The sequence below is a fragment of the Methylopila musalis genome (genome assembly GCF_042679725.1).
GTDB lineage: Bacteria > Pseudomonadota > Alphaproteobacteria > Rhizobiales > Methylopilaceae > Methylopila > Methylopila musalis.
Map to the genome: position 1 here is coordinate 42,446 of NZ_JBHTMX010000004.1, position 23,931 is coordinate 66,376.

Sequence of the window (23,931 nt, forward strand, 5' to 3'; positions counted from 1 at the left end):
TGTCCGTGGCGCTCGCCGTGCTTGGAACGGCGTTCGGGCTCGCGCCCTTCTTCATCGTCTACAAGATCGCGGTGCTCGCCGCCGCGGACGCGCTCGAGACCCCGACCTTGTTCGGGTGGACGGCGGCGGCCTTCGCGGCCATCGCCCTGAAGGGAGCGTTGCAGGCGGCCGCCAGCTACGTCTCGCACATTGCGGCGTATGACGTGCTGCACGCGTTGCGCGTCGCGCTCGTCGAGAAGCTCGACCGGCTGCCGCTCGGCTTCGTCACCAGCCGCTCGACGGCGGAGCTGAAGAAGACGATCCATGAGGACGTCGAGCAGATTGAGGATGCGATCGCGCACGCGGCGCCTGACATCGCCTCGGCGCTCGCCGTCCCCGTCGTGTCGGCTGCGATGCTGGCGTTCGTGGATTGGCGGCTGGCCTGCGCGGCCTTCGCCATGTTCCCCGCGCTGGTTGTCGTGTATCCGCTGACCCTCATCGCCGTCAAAGCGCTCAACGCCACCTACATGGAGGCGCTGACGAGCCTGAAGCATGCGACGCTGCAGTATATTCGGGGCATCAAGGTCATTCGCGCCTTCCTGAACGCCGAGGCGCCGGCGAAGGCCTTGGAAGAAGGCGTCGACAGGCTGGAGGAGGCGACGCTCCGGCTTTCGACGGCTGCTCTCGGCCCGGGCGCGCTGCTTTATGTCGGCCTGCGGGCCAACATTCTGGTGCTGATCCCTGTCGGCGGCTTCATGCATCTCTCCGGCGCGGCGGACGCGCCGACGTTCGTGCTGTTTCTGCTTGTCGGCCTTGGCATGACCGCGCCGGTGCAGAAGCTGCTGATGACGGCCGGCGCCTTCGCCTGGCGCCTTCAGACCGCCGGCAAGCAGATCTTTGCGGTTCTCGACGCGCCGGAGCTTTCGCGCGCGGAGACGCCGAGGACGCCGTCCGGATACGACGTCGCCTTTCACGACGTGTCGTTCCGTTATGGGGAGCACGCCACGCTCGAGAAGGTGGATTTCGTCGCGCGCCGCGGCGCCGTCACTGCGATCGTCGGTCCGTCCGGAGCCGGAAAAAGCACCATCGCGCGTCTCGGCGCGCGGTTCTGGGACGTGGACGAGGGCGCGGTGACGATTGGCGGCGTCGACATTCGCGACATCGCGCCCGAGACGCTGGCGAAGACCGTGAGTTTCGTCCTTCAGGACGCTTGGCTGTTCAACGACACGATCCGCGCCAACATCCGATCCGGACGGCCGGAGGCATCCGACGCCGAGATCGAGGACGCCGCCCGGAGAGCGCAGGTGACGCCCTTCGCTCAGGAGCTGCCCGGTGGGCTCGACGCCGGAGTGGGCGAGGGCGGCCGGGGGCTGTCTGGCGGCCAGAGACAGCGCGTCGCGATCGCCCGGGCGATTTTGCGCGATTCGCCGATCGTCGTGCTCGACGAGGCCACCTCCGCGCTCGATCCCGACAACGAGGCGCAGGTGCTGAGGGCGCTGTCGGAACTCGTTCAGGGGCGAACGGTCATCGCGATCGCCCACCGGCTCGACACCATCCGCGGCGCCGATCAGATCCTCTATGTCGACGCAGGCCGGATCGCCGCCAGGGGCGGCCACTTGGAGCTTCTCCGCTCGTTCCCGCCTTACGCCCGGCTGTGCGAAGCCTATGAGGCGAGCGAAGGCTGGTCACTGCCGGGAGCCGCCGCCTCAGCTCCGACCGCAACGCCCGTCGGCGTCGCGGCGGCCCGTCAGGGCGATCCGGAGCCGGCCGAGCCGCCATTCGCAGGCGCCGGCGTGCTGAAGCTCTTCCTCAGGCTTGCGGGGCCGATGCGCGGCGCCCTGGTGCGTCAGGCGCTGCCGCTCCTCTTCCTGGAAGGACTGATGCTCGGCGCCCCGGTCGTCGCGACCGTGCTGACTCTTCGCGACGTGTTCGCGGGAACGCTGACGTCCGATAAGGTGTGGCTTTACACAGGTATCGTCGCCGGCTGCTTCGTCGGGCAGGCGATAGTGAACGTGCTCGCGAACAGGACGCTTTGGAAGGTCCAGAGCCGCGCTGCCGCGAGCCTGCAGCGAAAGCTCGCGCGCCACCTCCGCCGCATTCCACTCGGCGTCCTGACCTCGCGCGACAGCGGCGCGCTCGAGCATATCGTGATTCAGAACACGACGGAGCTGAGCTTCGTGCAGCCGCCCGCGCAGGTCATGCGCGTGCTGGTCGCCCCAACGCTCGCCTTCGTCGTGATGCTGGCCATCGACTGGCGCCTCGCTCTGGCGGCCGCCGCCACGCTGCCGCTGTTCGTGCTGGCGGTCGCGTGGGGCGACAGGGTGTTCCGGAGCGTCGTGCAGGAGACGAACGCTTCGAAGGAAACGCTGGCCAGCCGCACCATTGACCACCTGCAGGGCGTAGCGACCATCAGGTCTCTTGGGCTGGGCGGGTTGCGCCACAAGGCGCTGAGCGACGCCTTCGACAGGCATCGCGACCTGGCGCGGGCGACCCTGAAGCGGCTGACGCCCACCGTCGCGACCGGATCGACCCTGCTCGATCTCGGCTTCTGCGCCATCCTGCTCGTGGGCGGCCTGCTGGTCTCGTCGGGTTCGCTGGCGCTTCCGACGCTTCTGCTGTTCCTCGTGGTCGGACTGGTGTTCTACGGCCCGATCTCGGACGCGTTCGAACTGGTTTCCCAGCGTCGGCAGCTCGAACTCGGCATGCGCCGCATTGGCGAGATAATGGACCTGCCTCCGCTGCCGGAGCCGTCGCAGCCGAAGGTCCCGACGAACCTCGACATTGAGTTCGCCGGCGTCGGCTTCTCATACGGCGACCGCCGCGCGCTGTCCGGGCTCGACGTTCTGCTGCCGGCTGGCCGGCTGCACGCCTTCGTCGGCGGCTCCGGTTCGGGCAAGACGACCGCGCTCAATCTGCTCGCGCGGTTCTGGGACGTCGACGAGGGGGCGATCCGCATCGGCGGCGTCGACCTGCGTCGGATGTCTTCGGCGACGCGCGCTGGCCTGTTCTCGATCGTGTTCCAGGACACGTTCCTGTTTGACGACACGATCGCGGGCAATCTCAGGCTGGCGAAGCCCGAGGCGACGCAGGCCGAACTGGAGGCGGCGGCGCGCGCCGCCCGCTGCCACGACTTCATCGCCGCGCTCGAACATGGCTACGAGAGCCGCGTCGGCGAAGGCGGCGCGCTGCTTTCCGGGGGCGAGCGACAGCGGATCGCCATCGCCCGCGCCATTCTCAAGGACGCGCCGATCGTCCTGCTCGACGAAGCCACCGCCTCGATCGATCCGGGCGCCGAGCACGAGATCCGTCAGGCGCTGGCCGCAGTGTGCGCCGGAAAGACGGTGATCGTGGTGGCGCATCGGCTGCGCTCCGTCGCGGCCGCCGACCAGATCGTGGTGTTCGATAAGGGCCGTGTGGTCGGCCGAGGCGTGCATGACGAACTTCTGGGGTCGTGTCCCGCTTACGCGGCGCTCACTAACGCGCAGGGCGCGGCAGGGGACGGACAGTCGGCCGGGTTGCGCCGCCTAAGACAGGGAGCAACATCGTGACCGGCAGCCTCGCGGCCGTGAAGGCGTCCAACGGTCTCGTCGAGGCGCTTCGCCTTCTCCATCGGCAAGAGCTTCGCCATCAAGTTCCCGCTCCGAACCGCTTTCGCGGACCCGTCCTTCGCCGGCCTCGCGCGCAACGTCGACAACGTCATCGCGAATGGCGACCCGACCGGAGAAGCCGACGACGCCGCGCTGATCGAGGCGGACGTGTCGATCGCGGACGTTGTCCTGACGCCGCCGGGCGCGGTCACGCCGCGCTGGCCGGCCGGCGAAGCGGTCGTGTTCCACTCCGGACCCGGCGGAATGCTGTCGCACTGGATATTGCGGCGGCTTCTGCAGGAGCGCGACCTCAAGGTCATCTATCTGGGCGCCGGCTCGGACGCTGCCTCGTCCCGCCGGATCCTCGCCGAAGACTGGTCGGCGCTCGGCTTCGGACGGCTCGACCTGATCGAGCGCGTCGAGATCCTCCCCGGCGCGCTCGATCAGCCCCAGCTCGGCCTGTCGGCGGGCGACTGGGAGGATCTGGCCCGCCGCGCCGACGTGCTCGTCCATGCCGGCGCGCGCATCAACATGACGGAGCCCTATCGCAAGCTGCGGGCCGCCAACGTCCTCGGCGTGCGTGAGATGCTGCGGCTCTGCGTCCATCGCAAGCCGAAGCCCATGCACGCCGTCGGAAGCTTCGCGATCATCGATCACTCGATGGCCGACCAGGAAGGGCTCCGCGTCAACGAAGACACGGACCTCACGTCCTTCCAGGGGCTGGAAAACGGCTATCGCAAGAGCCGCTGGGCGGCCGACGCCGTCATGCGGAGGGCCATCGGGCGCGGCCTCCCGGTCACGATTCACCGGATGACCCCGATCAGCGGCGACAGCGTCGAAGGCATCATCGATCCCGGCGAAATCGCTTGGCGCGTGGTGCGCGGCATGGTCGCCTCCGGCGCCGCGCCCCGGTCGTCGCGTCCGCTCGACCTGCTGCCTGTCGACCGCGTGGTCGAGGCCATGCTGACGCTCGCGCGCGATCCCGAAGCCGCGCCGGTCGTCCACCACATCACCGGCGGCGAGCCATTGTCCTGGGAGACGGTCGCGGACGTGCTCCGCTCGCTGGGCTACCGGATCGAAACCGTTCAGCCTCCCCTGTGGATCGAGCGGCTCAAGGCGCGCGCTGCGGCCGATCCTTCGGACGATAGTCTCGGCGGTCTGCTGCCGCTGGCGAACGCGGACGGCCGAGACCACCGACATCTGTTCACCGTCGACGGCGTGCGCACCAAAGCCCGCCTCGCCGCGCTCGGCATGGACCTCAAGTCCACCGATCGCGAGGTGCTGCGCAAGACGGTCGAATACCTGATCCGCGGCGGCTTCGTGCCCAAGCCCGTCTACGCCTGACCCCTCGGAAGATCCGCCATGACCTCATCCTCGCCGCTCTGGTTCCCGCACAGGACGCTGCGCGCCGCGCCGCGCTGGCGGCTGTTCTGCTTCGCCTTCGCGGGCGGCGCGGCCAGCTATTTCCGGCCCTGGGGCCGCCTCGTTCCCGACGACGTCGAGATCTGGCCGGTGGAGATGCCCGGTCACGGCGTGCGCATCGCCGAGCCTCTGGTCGACGACATCGGCGAGATCGCCCGCGCGGCCGCAGCCCAGATCGCGCTGCACGCCGATCTGCCGATGGTGCTGTTCGGCCACAGTATGGGATCTGCGATCGGTCTCGAAGTTGCCCGGGAGCTGGAGGCGGCGGGCGTGCGGCCGCTGTTGTTCGCGCCGAGCGGACGACCAGCTCCGCAGGTCGCCCCGTCACGTCAGGTCCATCTCAAAAGCCGCGAGGGAATTCGGCAGGAGATGATCCGCCTCGCCGGCACGGAGCGGGAGATCGTCGAGAATGAGGAACTGATGGATATCGTGCTGCCAATCGTGCGGAACGACTTCAAGCTGATCGAGACCAATCCCGTTTCGATCACGCCTCCCATCGCGGCGCCGACGCTCACGGTGTGCGGCGACAGCGACGAAGACGCAACGGAAGAGGGGCTGCGCGCCTGGGGCGCGGTCACCTCGAGCGACTTCTCGGTGCGCATGTTTCCCGGCGGCCACTTCTACCTGAACGAGGCCGCCGCCGACGTTCTCGCGGTCGTCTGCGCAGAAGCCGAAGCGCGGCTCGAAGCGACGGGCGCCGCAGCGCGGCTCAGCGCATGACCGCCTCGCGCCCCACGGAATGGCGCGCCGTCGACGATCCTCACGTCGTCTACGGCTGGCGGCCGCAGAGCAAGCGTGCGCCCTTGCAGTTCGAGCGCGGCGAGAACGCCGCCCTGTGGGACCGGCAAGGACGACGCTATGTCGATCTCGGCTCGGGCCAGATCAACGTCAATATCGGATACGGTCATCCTCGGGTGCGCGAGGCGATCCAGCGGCAGGCGGCCGGCCTCGCTTATGTCGCCCCGTATTTTGCGACCGAGGCGCGCCTTGAGCTTTCGCGCCGCGTGGCGGAGCGCACTCCGGGCGATCTCGACCACATCTTCTTCTGCAACGGCGGATCCGACGCGATCGAGACGGCGCTGAAGGTCGCGCGCGCCGCGACGGGACGTCCCAAGATCCTCTCGGCCTGGCAGAGCTATCATGGCGCGACCGCCGGCGCCTCTTCGATCTCCGGCGATCCTCGGCGTCTGATGGCGGAGCCCGTGACGCCGGGCGTTGCGCGCTTCCACACCCCCGGGCAGTTCCGCTCGCCCTTCGGCCAGCTTTCTCCCGAACAGGAAGACGAGGCGGCGCTCGCGGCCGTCGAGGCCTCGTTCCAGCAGGAGGGTCCCGATCGCGTCGCCGCCGTGGTCGTTGAGCCGATCATCGGAACCAGCGGCCTCTATGTCCTGTCGTCGACCTTCCTCCGCGGACTGCGGGCGCTCTGCGACCGTTTCGGCGCGCTGCTGATCGCCGACGAGACCATGAGCGGCTGGGGCCGGAGCGGAGCCTGGTTCGCATGCGACGACCACGGACTCGTCCCCGATATCCTGACCACAGCCAAGGGGATCACCTCCGGCTACGTCCCGCTCGGCGTCGTCGCGCTCAGCCAACGCCTCCGCGATTCATTCCTCGACCGACCGTTCGTCGGCGGCCTCACCACCGAGGGCCATGCGCTGGCATGCGCCGCCGCGCTCGCAAATCTCGACGTCTATGAGGCCGAGAGCCTTGTCGAGCGCTCGGCCGAACTTGGCGCTTACGCGCTGGACCGTCTCGGACGCATGAAGGCTGCGCATCCGTCGATCGGAGACGTGCGCGGAAAAGGCCTGTTCGCCGCGATCGAGCTCACCTCCGACCGGGCGAGCCGGGCGCCCCTCGCCGGCGCCCGCCCGAAGACGGCGACGCTGGCGGAGGATCTCTTCCGGCGCCTGCTGTCGCTCGGTGTGATCGTGATCGCGAAGGGCGATCTGCTGTTCGTCGCGCCGCCGCTCACCATCCCGCGGGACGATCTCGACCTCGCGCTGGACGCCGTGGATCACGTGCTCTCGCGCGTCGACACATTTCTCTGACGCTTGCCAGAAGGCGACGACACATGGGCACTATCCGCGCCGTCGAACGCTCCGCAGTCCTGCCGAAGCCCGTCTCGGAATTCATCTCCGGCGCCCGGGCGGCGCAAAGGACGATCGCCGACTGGCCGCAGAAACGCGTCGACGCCGCCGTCGCGGCGATCGCATGGCATATCTGCCGGCCGGAGACCGCGCGCGAACTCACAGGCAGCGCCTATTCGCAGACCGGCATCGGCTCGCCGGAGGATGCGTTCGTTCAGCTCGGCAGACGCGTCCACGGCGCGCTCTCCGATTTTCACGGCGTTCAGACGCTCGGTCTGATCGAGGCTGAGCCTGAGCGGCGTCTGCGCCGCTATGCGAAGCCGATCGGCGTGATCGGCGTGCTGACGCCCGCGACGGCTCCGATCGCGGCCATCACGGTCAACGCGATGACAGCTGTGAAAACCCGCAACGCGGCGGTTATCTGCGCCAATCCCGGCGTCCGTTCGGCCGGGGCGGCGGCTGTCGAGGTAATCCGGCAGGGCCTGAAAGCGGCCGGGGCCCCGGTCGACCTCGTCCAGTTTCTGACCGAACCGGCCAGAAGCCGCGCCGTCGAGCTCGCGGAACAATGCGACATGGTGATCGCGACGGGAGGGGCGGCGACCGTCAGGCGCGCTTCCGCGGCCGGGCGGCCGACCTATTCGGGCGGACCCGGCAACGCCGTGGTGATCATCGACGAGACGGCCGACCTCACCCAGGCGGCCGACGCCATCGTGGCGGGCAAGACCTTCGACAACGGGACCTCCTGCTCGGCCGAAAGCACCCTCATCGTCGCCCGTGCGATTTCGGGCCTGATGCGCGCCGAACTCACCGCCCGCGGCGTTCACTTCTGCGACGCGGCTGAAGGCGCGCGCCTCCGCGCCACGGTCTGGCCGGACGGCAAGCTGTTCCGCGGCGCGGTCGGCCAGCCGGCGACGCGCATCGCCAAACTCGCCGGCGTCGAGGCGCCCGACGGCACGCGCGCCCTCGCAGCCGACATCGGCGCAGACCCCGAGAGCGACCCGATGTGCGGCGAAAAGCTCTCGCCGATCATGGGGTTCACCACATATGGCGGCTTCGACGAGGCCGTCGCGCTGGTGCGCCGGCTGACCGCCATCGCCGGCCGCGGCCACAGCTGCGGCATACACAGCTCCAACGCCTCCCATGTCGAAAGGCTCGCGGAAGCCGCAGAGGTCAGCCGGATGATGGTGAACCAGTCGACCGGGCTCGGCAATTCGGGCAGCTTCGGGAACGGAATGCCGTTCACCTCGACGATCTCATGCGGATCGTGGGGCGGCAGCACGCTCAACGAGAACGTCACCTGGCGGCGCTTCCTGAACTACACGTGGGTGTCGGAACCGCTGCAGCGCCCGGCTCCGAGCTGGGAGACCCTCATGGAGCCGTATCTCGCCATCGCCGACGCGACCGCCTGACCCTTTCTTGACCGTCTTCCGGATGCGGGGCGCCGCATCCGGAAGACGCCGCTCAGGCGGCTTCGGCGCGGTCAATCCCCAGTCGTTCGAACGCCATCGCGAACGCCTTGGCCGCGTGGACGAATTCATCCTCCTCGGGCGGCAGGTCGAGGATGAACCAGTCGACGCCTCGCTCCACGTGGGCGGCCAGCGAAGCCGCCGCCGCCTCGTAGGAGCCAACGAAATAGGGACAGTCCGCCCGGAGCTGCCCGAAAGGCTCCAGCCAGTAGCCCGGCCGGGCTGCGCCCCGGGCGATCACGCGCTCGTACAGGATCCGCTTCCAGGCGGAATCGGACTCGTCCATGACGAACTCCAGCATGCCCTCGAGTTCGGGCGCGTCCGGATAGCGACGCCTGGCCGCGGCCCAGGCCTCCTCCTCGGTCTCCCGCGCCACCACGCCGAAATGCGCGCCGAGCCCCGATGCGGCGGACGGCAGCCCGTCCTCGAGCTCCGGCGCCAGCATCCTCAGCCGCACCGCGCCTACGGCCTGCGCGGTCGCCTCGGCGGCGGGCGAATGGCCCGCGACCAAAAAGGTCGGGCGCAACGGCTCAGGCGGCTGAGGCAGGATGATCGCCTGAGTGAGATCGTAGTGGCGGCCGCGAAAGTCCGTCAGCCGCGGCTGGGTCAGCAGCGCCTGCACGATCTCAGCGTATTCGGTCAGCCGCGCATAACGATCATCATGCTCGATAGCGTCGTGAAGAACCTCGCGGTCGCGCTGGGCCGTGCCCGTGATGAGGTTCAGCGCCGCTCGCCTCCCGTGCATATACGCGAAGGAAGACACCATTTTCGCCGCCGCGTAGGGGTGCATATAGATCGGGTTCACGGCCACGATCGGCGTCAGCCGCCGGGAGTTCATGATCAGGTAATGCGCGGCCAGCCACGGGTCGATGAGCGTCTCGTTCGCCGAGAAGCACAGCATGCCATCGAAACCGGACTGCTCGGTCAAGCGAACCAAGGCGCTGAAATCGCGCCAGTAAACCTCCGGATCGCTGGTGCGGGTGTTGATGGTGTGGATCTCGATCTGGCGACCGCGATAGCCGACAGGCATCCTTCTCCTCCATGACAATCAATGTCTTGCGGGAAATTTCTGATTCAGAGCACGAACTCTTCGATGGACGCCGCCCGACGTCTGGCGTCGACCTCGAGTCTCCCCACCAGGTCGGCCATCGCGGCGAGAGCCGGCGTCTCGAACACCGAACGGACAGAGAGATCGACGTCGAAGTCGCGCCGCACGCGCGCCACGAGCCGGGCGGCGGCGAGCGAATGACCGCCAAGATCGAAGAAGTCGTCCCCGCGGCTGCGCGGTCCCTCAGGCAGAACCTCCCGCCAAAGGTCGGCGAGCCCTTCGGCCGCTGCGCCGTCTTCTATCGCCCGTAGGAGCGCCGGGGAGACAGTCACGGAGGGACGAAGCACCACCCGGTCCAGCGGGGTGAACCCGGCCGCGACGTGGGGGCGGATCTCCGAGCCGTTCCGGTCGAGACCGAGCACGAGCCCGGCTTCTCCTCCGAACAGCGCGCGCAGGACCGCGGCCGCGGCCGAGGCGCCGTCGATTGATCCATAACCCAGCCGCTCCATATGCGTCGCCCGCTCGTCGACGCCGTCCGGCGAGCGCCACTGGCCGCACCGCAGTTCGACATGCCGGGCGCCGTCCGCCGGCCGTTCGGCGATCCAGCGCCCGTGGGCCGCGTGGGTGAGACCGTAGGCGAGGAAATCCCGCCGGCCGAAGTCGGCGTAAACGGACGTCACGTGCACGGCCGCGCCTCCCGCCGGCCTCAGCGCGGCGTCGAGGCCTCGGGCCACGGCCAGGCGGGCCTCGACGCTCCGAGCCAGAACCTCCGCCGAAACCTCGCTGATCGGAGATCTGGTGGCTGCGCCGGCGAGATTGATCGCGAGGCTGGGTCCTTCGGCGGCCAACGCCGCCATGGCCGTCGCGTCGCCGGCGTCGAGCCGGCGATAGGCGAGACGACCCTGGGCGTCGGCCGTGGCGGAGGTGATCTCGCCGAGCGCCGCTTCGATCTCGGACCGGGGGCGCCGCCCGAGCACCAGGAAGCGCCAGGACGTCCAGGCGAGAAGCTGCGGCAGCAGAACTCGACCCGCGACGCCGGCGCCGCCCGGAACGAGGACCAGGGCGTCGTCCGGCGGCGCGGCCCAGAGGCCGCTGTCCACCGCCGGCGCCGGCTCCAGAACATCGGTCTCGATCGCGCCGTCAGGACGCAGCGTGGCCCATGACGTCTGCTGTCCCGGAGACGTCAGCAACGCATCGGCGAGACGCGCTGTGGCGGTATCGTCGATCGCATCTGGAATGGTCAGAGAGAGCGTCGAAACGTTCGTGAATTCGTGGCGCAAGGTCGCAGCCAGCGCTCCTCCTGCGTCGGCGTCTTCCATGCGATCCAGCCAGACGAGGCGCAGCGGGGCCCCGGCCGCCGCCTGCGCCGCCCGGCGGGCGACTTCGACGCGACGCGCCTGCTCCTGCGGGTCCGACGCGGCCGCCGCCGCGAGATCGACGAGAACGGCGCCGTTCGGCCGCAGCCGCTCGACGGCCTCCTCCATGCTCGCGCAGCGGACCGCTTTCGCGCCCGCTTCGACGATCGCCAAAGCGAGGCGCTCGGCCGGCCGCCGCTCGCCGACGAGGATGACCGGGCGCATGGACGAAGACAGGGGGCGAACGATGCGCCGGACGGCGCGTCGGCGGAGGTGAAGCCGCGCCGGCACGGTACGGTCGTTGCCGAGCAGCAGGTCCATGCGTCTCAGCACGTGGTCGTAGTCGCCGCGCACGAACCGCTCACGCAGGAGGGTCCGCTGGAGCTTGCCAAGGCCCGTCTTCGGAATGCTGGCCTTGTCGAGCGGCAGCACGACGTCGGGCCGCACGCCATAGGCGGCGCCGACGGCGCCGGCGATGCGCCGGGTCGCAGCCGCCAGATCATCAGGCGCCGTCGCTTCGGCTTTCGGTGCGAAGAACAGAATGAGGGACGAGCGGCCGGAGAGCCTCTCGCGGGCCGAGACGGCCACGGTGAAGCTGGGCTCAACGCCGTCTAGTCTGTTGACCAGATCTTCGATCGAAACCTGGGCGACGTTCTGGCCGGCGAGAACCAGAACGTCTTTTTCCCGTCCGAGCATCATAACGCGGCCGCGTTCGATCGCCGCGAGATCGCCGGTCGCGAACCAGCCGTCCGGACCGGTCGGGGCGGGCGTTTCGCCGTCGGTCAGGTAGCCCTGGAACACCGAGGAGCCGGCGACTTCGAAGCGTCCGACCTCGCCTTGGGCGACCGGAACGCCGGCCTCGTCCACCACGCGGGCCCTGGCGCCTGGAAGCGGGAAACCGCTGTCCACCACGCCGGACCGCTGGAGATGGCTCTCGTTCCCGTCCCATGGCTGCGAGAAGGTGAACATGGAGGTGGTTTCGGCCATCCCCCACGACGTGCGCAGTTCGACCCCGTGCGCGCCGTGGCGTTCGAGAGCCGGGCGGAGCCGGGCGAACGTGGCCTCCAGCGGACACTCCCCGCCCGAGAACAGGGCGCGGAAGGACGACAGGTCGAGCACTCCGGAGCTCGGCCGGGACAACTGGTCGGCCACGAGCCCCCACGCGAAGTCCGGCGCCCAGGACACCGTCGCGCCCCAGTCCTCGAACCTCTTCAGTGCGTCCTGCGGCTCCGCCAGGAAGCGGGCGACGGAGATCACGCCGAGCGATGCTCCCGCGTTGAGGGCGGCCCCGCAGAACCCGATCAGCGACGCCACATGGTCGAGGCCGGTGAGGTTGACGGCGACCTCGCCCGCCGCGAGCCCGAGCGCCGGACCAAGCGCCACGGGCGTGGTCCAGAGGTTTCTCGCCGACAGGGGCACGCCCTTCGGGGCCCCCGTCGAGCCCGACGTGCAGGCGAACAGAGCCGTGTCGTCTGCGCTCCAGCGGTGGACGTCCTTCCGGGCGAGGCCGTCGCCGCCGGAGGCCTCGAAGGAGAGGCGGACGAGGCCTGGCGGCAGAAGATCCTCCCCCAGACCGGGCGAGTCGAGGAGGACCGCGCGGGCCCCGCTCAGCCGCGCGATATGCGCGAGACGCGCGGCGACCGGATCCTCGCGCGTCCACAGTCGCGGCGCGCCGGTCGGCGCGGCCGCGACGCCGGCCGTCGTCATGCCGAAGAACGCGACCAGGAACTGGCGCACGTCGGTCGTCGCGAGGATCGCGACGTCGCCCGCTCCGAGACCCGCCCGCCTCAGCCCGGCGGCGAAGCGCAGAGCCTCGTCCAGCACCTCGTGGTGCGGGGTCGCCGTCTCGCGGCCGTCAGCCTCCAGCGTCCGCAGCACCCGAGGAGCGCCGGCGTCGACGAGCCAGTCCGTCGGACTCCATCCCCCACTCGGAAAAGCTTCGGGAAGCGGTCCGCCGTCGAGCGTCGCCGGCGCGCCGGCCCGTCGACGTCGCGCGGAAGGCCGGCTGCGCGGGCGACATGGTCCGGCGTGGCGTGGCCTGCGAGCGACGTCCGCACCGCCGCCTCGGTCGCGGCGGAAGCGGGAGAGCCGTTGGGTTCGACCCAGGCCACGAGTTCGGTCCCCGATGCATGTTCGCGCGCCACGAGCGCGGCGTCGGCGACATTCGTCCGCGCCATGATCTCGGCTGCGGCGCGGTCGAGATCAACGAGACGCCCGTTGATCCACAGCGCGTCGGCGCCCTGCGGGTCGACTCTCAGAGAAATGAGGCCGTTTCCATCGCGTCGGGCCCAGGGGCCGAGCGGCGAGCCGCCGCCGACCGAGAGCTTGCCGGGAAGGTCGGGAAGCAGCTCTTCGCCGCTGGCTGCGACGACCGAGAGGTCGTCGCGCAGGGCGCGGACCGGTGCGAAAGCCTCGTCCGTGGGCTCCACCAGCGCGAGCAATCCCATGGCGGACGTGCCGACGATGGCGCGCGCGCCGCGCGCCATATGGTTGTGGAGCAGGGTCGGGCAGGTCGCCCCTCTCAGCGCCTCTGGACGGGCGGCGATGACGAGGTCGACCGACGCGTCGTTCGCTCGTTCGAGGCGGACAACCGTGACGCTGGCGTTCTCGAAGGCCGCGACGAGGTCCTCGATCTCAGAAGAGCTGTCGGCGACGGCGACGCCCACTCTGGAGCCAGCGGCAAGACCGAGCATCGTCACGGCGCGCTTCGCGGCCTCGCGGCGGCCTTCGCCCGAGACCGCGACGTCCGCTTGGCGGGTGGGGGCCTCGCCGAGCGGAGCGGCGGGATCCATGGCGGCCGCCTCGATCGTCCGGCGCAGGAACTCCGCGTAGGCCTCGGCCGTCGCCTGCCGGAACAGGCGTCCGTCGAAATTGACCCGGACCGACAGCCCCCCGTCCGGAGCGTGGCGCAGCTCGATCAACAGGTCCTGTCGCCCGAGCGAGGTGGGGATCGATCCGAGTTCGACCCTAAGAGTCGACGACGTCGGCAGAGCGCCTGCGTCCTGAAGGGCGAAAAAGATCTGCGCTCCCGGATAGGCGCCGGGAACGCGCGGCTGTCCCGCGGCCGCGATCACCTCATCATAGGGGACGGACTGCTCGTCGAGGCGCGCGAGCGTGTCGGCGCGGATCGAGACCAGGGCCTCGGACAGCGTCGCGCCGCCGTCGATACGCGGCGCGACGATCACGCCATTGGCGAAGCAGCCGACGAGATCCTCGGCCTCCGGCGCGAAGGCGCGGTTGGCGACCGGCGTCATGGCGACCAGCCGGGGCTGGGCGGTCAGCCGCCGGTGGACCGACTGCAGGCATGCGAGCAACGCAAGGTATAGGCCGCCCCCGGCGGCGCGCGCCGCGGCGGAGAGAGCACGAGCGCTCGTCGCCGAGATGTCGAACCGGGCCTCGCCATGTGGCGCGTCCTCGATCTCGCCGCGCCGCCAGTCCGCCGGAAGCTGTTGGCAGAGGGGAAGGCGCGCCACCCTGGCGGCCTCCCGGCGCACGGCGCGACGTCCTTCAAACGATCGGGCGGCCGTCGTGAGCCGGCGAATGCCCGCAAGATATGGCAAAGCGGGCGCCGGGAGCGTCGCTCCATCGTAAAGCCTGAACAGATCGCGCAGAAGCACGCCGAACGACCAGCCGTCGACGGCGACGTGATGGGCGACCGCGATCAGCCGCGCCCGCTGCGGGCCGGCGGTGAGGAGCAGAAAGCGGAAGGGCGGCTCCGCGGCGAGGTCGAAGCGCCGCGCGACCATCTCGCGCGCGGCGTTTTCGGCCGCCGCGTCGAGCTCCGCGTCGGTGAGGTGGTCGCCGCGCAAATCGCGTTCGAGTTCCGGCCCCGAGCCGGAGACCTTCTGCTCGCCGGCGCAGGAGATGCGAAGGCGCAAAGCGTCATGCCGCGCGGCGAGGCCGCGCAGCGACGCGGCAAGGCGGTCCGGTTCAAGCGGGCCGCTGACCTTCAGGACGAGGTTCGCATGCAATGTGGCGAGGTCTGCGTCGGCGCGCAGGTGCATGGTCCAGAAGCTTTGCTGCCACGGCGACAGGTCGGCTGAGCATCCCGCGGCCTCGCTTGCGAGATGCGCCACGATCTCGGACTTGCGAGCGCGCAGGTCAGCGCGGAGGTCGTCGGTGAGCGCGCCGTTCGCGGCCCGGACCTTCAGCCGCTCGCCGTCGATCGCAAGGGCGACGCCCCGCTCACGCAGTTTTTCGATCAGCAGGTCGATGCCGTAAGGCCGCCGCATGACTACAGTCCTACTCACCACTGGCTTCGGCGCCGGAGGGCGGCCGGTTCGGGCTGTCGGAGCGTCGAAGGCGGGGAGGTCCGCCCGACATGGCGGATTGATGCCACCGAAACCGCACGCGGGCCTATCGAGGCCGCTTTCGTGTCACGCGATATGCGTGTCCGTCCCGCCGGACACGATACGAACGCCACGTGACATCAGCGCATCCGCCAGCGCCCGAGCGTTTGACACGACCTGACGGGCGTAGATCTTGAAGTCGGGTCGGAGCGCTTCCCCGAGACAAATCGCTTTGGCGGCGAGCACGTTGCTGTGGAGTGATCCCTGAACCCCCGGAAAGACCGCTGCCTGAAGCGTCTTGAACCAGTCTTCGTTGTTCGTAAGGATCAGCCCGCCACGTGGACCACGAAGGGTCTTCGTCGTCGTGCAGGTCACGACATCGGCGTGCGGGAAGGGAGACGGATGCACGCCACCGGCGACGAGGCCTGCGATATGGGCCATGTCGACCAGGAACCAGGCTCCGACCTTTTTGGCGATCCGGGCCATACGCTGGAAGTCGAGCTCTCGCGGATAGGCCGATCCTCCGGTAATGAGCAGCTTCGGGCGAACCTTCTCTGCGGCTTTTTCCAGCGCGGCATAGTCGATGATCTCGTTTTGCAGATCGACGTTATAGTTGTGCGCCTCGAACCATCGTCCCGATAGATTGGCCTTCATTCCATGGGAAAGGTGACCTCCCGCAGCCAGGCCCAGGGAGAGGATCTTGTCGCCGGGCTTCAAAAGCAAGAAGAAAACAGCAAGATTCGCTTGAGTTCCGGAGTGCGGCTGAACATTGGCATAAGCACAGTTAAATAATTTTTTAGCTCGATCGATTGCGGCTTGCTCTGCGATGTCGACGAATGCGCCGCCGCCATGGAAGCGGTTTCCCGGATATCCTTCGAGTGTCTTGTTTGTAATTTCATGTCCAAGCGCATCGCGGACAGCGCGGCTCACGATGTTCTCAGAGGCGATGAGTTCGATTTGATCCTGCTGTCGCTTGCGCTCGTTATCGAGCGCCTCGGCGATAAGAGGGTCACGCTCTCGGACCGATGCTCTAAAGTATTCTCTCGTTTCATCGCACACGGCCAAGCTTCCTGTAATGTCGCCCGATTACGGGAGGGCATGGGTTGAGGTGGTCATGAATATTCCAACAATACGTCGTGCGTGCTGACGCAATTCTTGGGGCGCGCCGTTCAGCTATTGCGGGAGCCGGACTGGGCGTTGCGCGTTCGCGGACTCTCCGCGATTTGTGGCTTCGCCACATCCCGGCGCCGTCAGGACGAGCTTCGGCTGCCGCATAGCGCTGTCCTACTCCTCACTAGCTTCGGCGCCGGAAGGCGGCCGGTTCTGGCTGTTGGAGCGTCGGCGCGGGAAGGCCGCTCGACACGGCGGATTGATGCCACCGAAATCGCGAGCGGGCCTATGGGGGCAGCTTTCGCGCCACGCGATAAAGCTTTTGCGTGATCAAACGAACATTGGGAATCGAGGAGGCCCAAGACAGATAGAACCGTGCAGGGTGCGCCGGCCGCCGCTTGATTTGAGCCAGGCTGCGAAAGTCGGCTGGCTCAGGATGTCACCGAGGGGGGGGGGCAGGCGACGATGGTTGAGCCGGGCGACCCGGGTCAGTGTCGCTGACTTCCCGGCGATCGAAGGATCGCAGGGGAGCGTGCCCGTTAATCGTGTGTGGACGCCCTTTTTGATGCAAGCGCTCGGGGGGGGGGGTAGGGGTGTGGCCGGGTGCTTTCGTGTGTCCGGCCTCATGATGCGGCCGTTCGCACGCCGCGGGCCCACATGAAGATACGCAGGTCGGTTCCAATTCGACGTGGCCCGCTCGAGGCGCTCCGTTTGACGCTGGTTTCGCCAAATTGGATTGGTTCTCCTGTCGCATTCCGGCCGGCCGGGCGATGCATGCCGTGCTTGACGCAATCGAGGCGCGGCCCGTCCGGGACGGCTGGAATCTTGGCGTTTCCCAGGGCAGAACGCCTTGTGTGATCAAGGCGTCGACGACTTTGTAGTTCGTCGTCATCTCCTTGATTATGGCGCGCGCCGGAAGCGCATCGCTCGTCGAGCCGCGATGCACGACCCCCTTCACGAGGTTGATGCCCAGCGACTTCACCATCGCCCTCCTGAAGGCAATGCGCTCTGGCTATCCAGTCCGAAGGCCCGACGGCGCTCCGAAAAACGCCCGCCCGACGATGATGTCGGGCGGGCGTTTTGTTTTCAATTTTGGGTCGGAATTCCCAACTTTGGGTCTTCCTCCAGCCGCCACGCCGCTCAGCTGCAGCCGCTGGTTGAGCCGCAGGTGTCGCATTTCAGGCAGGTGCCGTTGCGGACCATGGTGAAGTTGCCGCATTCGGAGCAGTTTTCGCCCTCGTAGCCCTTGAGCCGCGCTTCCGCGCGGCGGGCTTCGGCGGTTCGGGCCGCAGGCGCGGGGGCCGGGGCCTCCCAGGCGAGCTGGGCGAGTTCGGCGACCGGCTCCGGCGCGGGCGAAAGCTCGCGCTTAAACGCCGTCGCGCCCTGGGTGGCGAGCGCGGTGGTCGCGGGGCGGACGCCGCCGATCGCGGTCACGTTCGAGGACGAGCCCTTGGGCTCCGGCGTGCCGCCCACGTTCGGCACCGCCGACAGCTGGCGGCCGCGCAGCAGCCCCTTGGACACCGGCGCCGGGGTCGGCGCCTTGTCCTGGTTCACGCCGGAGCCGATCGCGTCGGGCGCGATCTCGGACGGGTCCACATGGGCGAGGTCGTAGCGCGACAGGTAGGAGATCGCGAGCTCGCGGAACACGTAGTCGAGGATCGAGGTCGCGTTCTTGATGGTGTCGTTGCCCTGCACGAAGCCGGCCGGTTCGAAGCGGGTGAAGGTGAAGGCCTCCACATACTCCTCGAGCGGCACGCCGTATTGAAGGCCGAGCGACACCGCGATGGCGAAGTTGTTCATCACCGAGCGGAAGGCCGCGCCTTCCTTGTGCATGTCGATGAAGATCTCGCCGATGCGGCCGTCGTCATACTCGCCGGTGCGCAGATAGACCTTGTGGCCGCCGACGATGGCTTTCTGGGTGTAGCCCTTGCGGCGGCCCGGCAGCTTCTCGCGCTCGCGGATCACCTGCACCCGCTCCACGATCTTCTCGATCACCTGGGCGGTGCGGGCGGCGGCGGGGGAGGCGACCAGCTGCTCGATGGCGTCCTCTTCCTCGTCCTCGTCCGAGATCAGCTGCGCGCTGAGCGGCTGGCTGAGCTTGGAGCCGTCGCGGTAGAGCGCGTTGGCCTTCAGCGCCAGCTTCCACGACAGCATGTAGGCCGCGGAGCAGTCCTCCACCGAGGCGTCGTTCGGCATGTTGATGGTCTTGGAGATCGCGCCCGAGATGAAGGGCTGCGCCGCCGCCATCATGCGGATGTGGCTCTCCACCGACAGGAAGCGCTTGCCGGTGCGGCCGCAGGGGTTGGCGCAGTCGAACACCGGATAGTGCTCCGCCTTCAGATGCGGCGCGCCCTCCACGGTCATGGCGCCGCAGACATGGGTGTTGGCGGCCTCCACGTCGGCCTTCGAGAAGCCGAGATGGGCGAGCAGGTCAAAGGCCGGGTCGTTCAGCTTCTCGGCCGGCACCTTCAGCGGGCCGGTGAGCAGCGCCTCGCCGAGCGTCCACTTGTTGAAGATGAACTTCACGTCGAAGGCGGACTTGGCGGCCGCCTCCAACGCCTTGATGGCCTCGGTCGGGAAGCCCTTGGCGGAGAGCGTGGCCGGGTTGATCGCCGGCGCCTGGGCGAGCGAGCCGTGGCCGACCGCGTAGGCCTCGATCTCGGCGATCTGGTGCTCGGCGTAGCCCAGCGCCCGCAGGGCCTCGGGCACGGCGCGGTTGATGATCTTGAAATAGCCGCCACCAGCGAGCTTCTTGAACTTCACCAGCGCGAAGTCGGGCTCGATGCCGGTGGTGTCGCAGTCCATCACCAGGCCGATGGTGCCGGTCGGCGCGATCACCGAGACCTGGGCGTTGCGGAAGCCGTTGGCCTCGCCGAGCGTCAGCGCCTGCTCCCAGGCGGCCTGGGCCGCGGCCACCACGGCGCGGTCCGGGCAGGAGGCGGCGTCGAGCGGCACGGGCAGGGTGGCGAGGTCCTCATAGCCCGCCGCCTCGCCGCGGGCGGCGCGGGCGTGGTTGCGGATCACGCGCAGCATGTGGTCGCGGTTCTCGGGGTAGCCCTCGAAGGCGCCGAGTTCGCCCGCCATCTCGGCGGAGGTGGCGTAGGCGACGCCGGTCATCAGCGCCGACAGCGCGGCGCAGAGCCCGCGGGCGGATTCCGAGTCATAGGCGATTCCGGACGACATCAGCAGGCCGCCGATGTTGGCGTAGCCGAGGCCGAGCGTGCGGTAGCGCCAGCTCAGCGCCGCGATCTGGCGCGAGGGGAACTGCGCCATCAGCACCGAAATTTCGAGCACCACGGTCCACAGCCGGCAGGCGTGGGCGTAGGCCTCCACGTCGAAGCTTTTGTCGGCCCGGCGGAACTGCAGCAGGTTCAGCGACGCCAGATTGCAGGCCGTGTCGTCGAGGAACATGTACTCCGAGCACGGGTTCGAGGCGCGGATCGGCCCCGACGCCGGGCAGGTGTGCCAGTCGTTGATGGTGGAGTGGAACTGGATGCCGGGATCGGCGCAGGCCCAGGCGGCGTAGGAGATCTGGTCCCACAGCCCGCGCGCCTTCAGCGTCTTCGTCACCTTGCCGGTGGTGCGGCCGAACAGGCTCCAGTCGCCGTCCTGCTCCACCGCGCGCAGGAAGTCGTCCGTCACCCGCACCGAGTTGTTGGAGTTCTGGCCGGCGACGGTGAGATAGGCCTCGCCGTCCCAGTCGGTGGTGTAGGTGTCGAAGTCGAGCTCCGTCACGCCCTGCGCCGCCTGCTGCAGCACGCGCTTGATCAGGCTGTCGGCCACCTGCGCCTTGCGGGCGAGCTTCACCTCGCGCTTCAGCGCGGGGTTCTTCTCCGGGTTGGAGCAGTCGCCGTCCGGGCCCTCGCAGTTGACGCAGGCCTTCAGGATGGCGGCGAGGTGCTTCTTGACCACGCGGGAGCCGGTGACGAGCGCCGCCACCTTCTGCTCCTCCTTCACCTTCCAGGAGACGTAGGCCTCGATGTCGGGATGGTCGGCGTCCACCACCACCATCTTGGCGGCGCGGCGGGTGGTGCCGCCGGACTTGATGGCGCCGGCGGCGCGGTCGCCAATCTTCAGGAAGGACATCAGGCCGGACGAGCGCCCGCCGCCCGACAGCCGCTCGCCTTCGCCGCGAAGCTGGCTGAAGTTGGAGCCGGTGCCGGAGCCGTATTTGAACAGGCGCGCCTCGCGCACCCACAGGTCCATGATGCCGCCGTCGTTCACCAGATCGTCCGAGACGCCCTGGATGAAGCAGGCGTGGGGCTGCGGCCGCTCATAGGCGCTCTCGGAGGCGCGGACCTCGCCGGTGCGGTGGTCGGCGTAGAAATGGCCCTGGCTCGGGCCGTCGACGCCATAGGCCCAGTGGAGGCCGGTGTTGAACCACTGGGGGGAGTTCGGCGCCGCCTTCTGGGTGGCGAGCATGTAGGCGAGCTCGTCGAAGAAGGCGCGCGCGTCCTCCTCGCCGTCGAAATAGCGATGGGTCCAGCCCCAGTAGGTCCAGGCGCCGGCGAGCCGGTCGAACACCTGCCGCGCGTCGCGCTCGCCGCCGAAGCGCTCGCCCTCGGCGACCACCGCCAGCGCGTCCTGATCGGGCACCGAGCGCCACAGCCAGGACGGAACGGTGTTCTCCTCCACCGGCTTCAGCCTGGCCGGCACGCCCGCCTTGCGGAAGTACTTCTGCGCCAGAATGTCGACCGCCACCTGGCTCCAGGCCTCCGGCACGTCGATGTCGGCGGCGCGGAACACCACCGAGCCGTCCGGATTGCGGATCTCGCTGGTCGCCTTGCGGAAGGCGATGTCCGCGTAGGGAGAGCGGCCGGCGGTGGTGTAACGGCGTTCGATCCGCATGGGTCCCGAAGCTCCAGAGCGTCTGCTGCGCGGAAGGCGTCAGGGGGCCAACGCGCAAGGGGGCGTTTCCGCGCAAGGGGGGCTTGCGCGAATGCGAACGGAAGGCGGGGGCCATCCGGTGTCGGACTGATCTTGTCCGCCGAAGGAGCCCTCTTGGCCCTCGTTCGGCGGAGGGGAAAGCTAACGCGAGTCGCGCTCCGAGGTCGAGCCGGGATTCGCGCCTCGCGATCCTTATTCACACTATGTATGGCGCTCCAGCCGTCGAGCCCACACTAGATATGGTGTCTGGGAGTCGTGAATGAAAGGTTGACGAGCGGTGGCTGAGCGCCCGGAAACGCGTGCGGGACGAACGGGTTCGGCCCGTGCGGAGCGCTGGCGCGGCCATGTGGACAACAGCGGGGATGAGCCTCCGCGGCCAGGCGTAGACCCATTATGTTGTGTCGTGTGGCGGGAGGCTCCGCGCGCCGTCCTTGGCCCACCGTCGCTTTTGCAGGCGCCGGCGCGTCCGTATCGTCCCGGTGTCTCTGGACAAGCGGCGCGCCGATAAGCCATACCTCGGAACGTCCTCTTGTCTGGAGCGCGCGCGGTTTCATGTCCCTGATCAGCGTCCTGACCGACATCTTCACCTGGTGGAACGGCGCGACCGTCGGCACCCGCTTCGCCCTGTCGCGCGGCGGCGAGTTCGTGGGCGAGGACGAGTTCGGCAACCGCTACTACCGGATGAAGAACGACCCCGAGAAAAACGCCGCCTTCGGGACCGAGCGCCGCTGGGTGGTCTACGCCGGCTATGCGGAGGCCTCGGCCATTCCGACCGGCTGGCACGGCTGGATGCACCACACGGTGGACACGCCGCCGGTCGACGAATCCTACGCCCCCCGCGCGTGGCAGAAGACGCACCGCGCCAACGGCACCGGCACCGCCGCGGCCTATCGGCCCAAGGGCTCCGCGCTGTCGCCCGAGCGGCGCCGTCCCGCCGCGACCGGCGATTACGAAGCCTGGACGCCGGGCGCCTGACGTCGCCCTGGCCGTTTCCGTCTTGAGACGGCCGGATTTCAGGCGTTTCGTCGCGCTCCACGCCATCAGCCGGGGAATCAGTCCGATCGTGCGCGCCCGCCGTCTGCCGCCCGTCGCCGCGTTCGCGGCGGCTCTGTTCGCGCCCGTCGCGGCCTTCGCCCAGAACCCCGGCACCAGCGTCGCGCCCGCGCCGCGTGCGGGGCAGGGCGAGGTGGTGGCTCCGACCCCCCGGATCGAAAATCCGGTCGCGGTGTTCAACGGCCTCGACAAGATCACCGGCCGCATCACCGAGTTCGACGTGCCGATCGAGAAGACGGTGGCCTTCGGCGCGCTGAGGGTGACGCCCCACGTCTGCTACACCCGCCCGCCCACCGAGCAGCCCAACACCACGTCCTATGTGGACGTGGACGAGCTGTCGCTGAAGAACGAGCAGCGCCGGATCTTCTCCGGCTGGATGTTCGCCTCGAGCCCCGGCCTCTCCAGCGTCGAACACCCGATCTACGACGTGTGGCTGATCGACTGCAAAGGCGGCGCCCGCCCCGAAGCCCCGCAGGGCCCGACGCTCGGCGAGTGAGGCGGGCGGCGCCTCGACCCGCCGAGCCTCCGTCGACGACGTCCTTATGAGGCCGCCCCTTTCTTGTCCCGGCCTTGAGCCGGGACCCAGAAACGTCTCCGTAAGCAGAATTGATCTGCGAGGGTGGAGCTTTATCAGGACGCGTCGGCGGAAATGGGTCCCGGCTCAAGGCCGGGACAAGAGGTTCGCGCTTCGCCGTTCATGGAGGCGCGGCGGCCGCGGCGCGCCGCGCGGACACGACCTGCCGGCGCATCTGCGTGACGAGCCCTGATCGGCGTCTCCCTCCGCTTGTCCCGGCCTTGAGCCGGGACCCAGAAACGTCTCCGCATGCAGAATTGAGCTGTGAGCGTGGAGCGTCATCCGGAAGCGTCGGCGGAAATGGGTCCCGGCTCAAGGCCGGGACAAAAGGTGCGCGCTTCGCCGTTCATAGAGGCGCGGCGGCCCCGCCGCGCCGCGCGGGCGCAAGCCGCCCGGCATTCGCGTAAGAGCCCTGATCGGCGTCTCCCTCCTCTTGTCCCGGCCTTGAGCCGGGACCCAGAAACGTCTCCACGTGCAGAATTGAGCTGCGAGCGTGGAGTGTGATCCGGACGCGTCGGCGGAAATGGGTCCCGGCTCAAGGCCGGGACAAGGAAAGGGCGGCCCGGCGAGTAAGATCGGGGCGCGAGTGGTTCACCGCGCTGCCAGAGACCCTCACCGTTCCGGACCACCCATCCACCCCATGCAAAAACGCCCGGCTGAGCCGGGCGTTTTTCGTTTGGAAGCGATCGGGCGTGAGCCGCACCCGGACGCGCGGTCCGGGTCAGTCCTCGCCGGACCGGCGGCTCCACCAGCCGGTGCGGCGGGGGCGGGCCGGGTCTTCGGCGACGGCTTCGAGCTCCGGCGTGCGGCGCGGCTCGTCGTCGGCCGCGATCGCCGGGGCGTCCGGCTCGGCCTCGGGCGCCACGTCCGCTTCAGCCTCAACCTTCGCGTCAGCCTCGACCTCGGCGTTCGCCGCGGCCGGAACGTCGTCCGGGGTCTCAGGCGTGGCGAGGTTCGCAGCGACCGGCTCTGGCGCGTCCGGCGCGGCGGCGTCGACAGGCTCGGGCGAGTTCACCGGCGCAGGCGCCAGCGCCACGTCCGGCTGGTCGGCGGCCACGTCGGAGGCGGCGGCCG

General features: G+C 69.0%; 11 protein-coding genes and 2 pseudogenes. 7 read left to right on the top strand and 6 right to left on the bottom strand.

The features are described from left to right. The first annotated feature begins 5 nt into the window (after positions 1 to 5). The 5 genes from ACFQ4O_RS01610 (at position 6) to ACFQ4O_RS01630 (ending at position 8,484) form a co-directional block, all read left to right on the top strand. Complete coding sequence (locus ACFQ4O_RS01610) at positions 6 to 3,527, top strand: ABC transporter ATP-binding protein (protein ID WP_378773873.1); 3,522 nt, start codon at positions 6 to 8, stop codon at positions 3,525 to 3,527. A 207-nt stretch (positions 3,528 to 3,734) separates the two neighbouring features. Next, complete coding sequence (locus tag ACFQ4O_RS01615; RefSeq protein WP_378773874.1) at positions 3,735 to 4,910, top strand: SDR family oxidoreductase; 1,176 nt, start codon at positions 3,735 to 3,737, stop codon at positions 4,908 to 4,910. A gap of 18 nt (positions 4,911 to 4,928) precedes the next feature. Then, on the top strand, positions 4,929 to 5,708 hold the full coding sequence (locus ACFQ4O_RS01620; RefSeq protein ID WP_378773875.1) for a thioesterase II family protein: 780 nt from the start codon (positions 4,929 to 4,931) through the stop codon (positions 5,706 to 5,708). Continuing rightward, positions 5,705 to 7,036 carry an aminotransferase class III-fold pyridoxal phosphate-dependent enzyme gene (locus ACFQ4O_RS01625; protein WP_378773876.1) on the top strand — a complete coding sequence of 444 codons (1,332 nt, stop codon included), beginning with the start codon at positions 5,705 to 5,707 and terminating at the stop codon, positions 7,034 to 7,036. The genes ACFQ4O_RS01620 and ACFQ4O_RS01625 overlap by 4 nt, the downstream gene beginning before the upstream one ends. A gap of 23 nt (positions 7,037 to 7,059) precedes the next feature. Then, positions 7,060 to 8,484, top strand: coding sequence for an aldehyde dehydrogenase family protein (locus tag ACFQ4O_RS01630; protein ID WP_378773877.1), 1,425 nt, complete (start codon positions 7,060 to 7,062; stop codon positions 8,482 to 8,484). A 52-nt stretch (positions 8,485 to 8,536) separates the two neighbouring features. Here the strand turns inward: ACFQ4O_RS01630 and ACFQ4O_RS01635 are convergent, their stop codons facing one another. The 5 genes and pseudogenes from ACFQ4O_RS01635 to ACFQ4O_RS01655 all read right to left on the bottom strand — a co-directional run bounded on the left by ACFQ4O_RS01635 (position 8,537) and on the right by ACFQ4O_RS01655 (position 21,191). Beyond that, complete coding sequence (locus tag ACFQ4O_RS01635) at positions 8,537 to 9,571, bottom strand: LLM class flavin-dependent oxidoreductase (protein ID WP_378773878.1); 1,035 nt, start codon at positions 9,569 to 9,571, stop codon at positions 8,537 to 8,539. 44 nt (positions 9,572 to 9,615) lie between these two features. After that, entirely contained in the window at positions 9,616 to 12,822 is a 3,207-nt protein-coding gene (locus tag ACFQ4O_RS01640) for an AMP-binding protein (RefSeq protein WP_378773879.1), read from the bottom strand. Beyond that, positions 12,732 to 15,176: a condensation domain-containing protein gene (locus ACFQ4O_RS01645; protein ID WP_378773880.1), complete on the bottom strand. Its 2,445-nt coding sequence runs from the start codon at positions 15,174 to 15,176 to the stop codon at positions 12,732 to 12,734. The genes ACFQ4O_RS01640 and ACFQ4O_RS01645 overlap by 91 nt, the downstream gene beginning before the upstream one ends. A gap of 150 nt (positions 15,177 to 15,326) precedes the next feature. Further along, positions 15,327 to 16,292 (bottom strand): annotated as a pseudogene (locus ACFQ4O_RS01650) (serine hydroxymethyltransferase); the annotation flags it as partial. 1,191 nt (positions 16,293 to 17,483) lie between these two features. Beyond that, positions 17,484 to 21,191: a vitamin B12-dependent ribonucleotide reductase gene (locus ACFQ4O_RS01655; RefSeq protein ID WP_378773881.1), complete on the bottom strand. Its 3,708-nt coding sequence runs from the start codon at positions 21,189 to 21,191 to the stop codon at positions 17,484 to 17,486. A gap of 591 nt (positions 21,192 to 21,782) precedes the next feature. Here ACFQ4O_RS01655 and ACFQ4O_RS01660 point away from each other — a divergent pair. After that, positions 21,783 to 22,205 carry an NADH:ubiquinone oxidoreductase subunit NDUFA12 gene (locus ACFQ4O_RS01660; protein WP_378773882.1) on the top strand — a complete coding sequence of 141 codons (423 nt, stop codon included), beginning with the start codon at positions 21,783 to 21,785 and terminating at the stop codon, positions 22,203 to 22,205. A gap of 88 nt (positions 22,206 to 22,293) precedes the next feature. Further along, on the top strand, positions 22,294 to 22,779 hold the full coding sequence (locus ACFQ4O_RS01665) for a DUF2155 domain-containing protein (RefSeq protein ID WP_378773883.1): 486 nt from the start codon (positions 22,294 to 22,296) through the stop codon (positions 22,777 to 22,779). Between the two features lie 799 nt (positions 22,780 to 23,578). On the opposite strand, the pseudogene ACFQ4O_RS01670 reads toward ACFQ4O_RS01665, so the two are convergent. Continuing rightward, positions 23,579 to 23,931: pseudogene (locus ACFQ4O_RS01670) on the bottom strand (hypothetical protein); the annotation flags it as partial.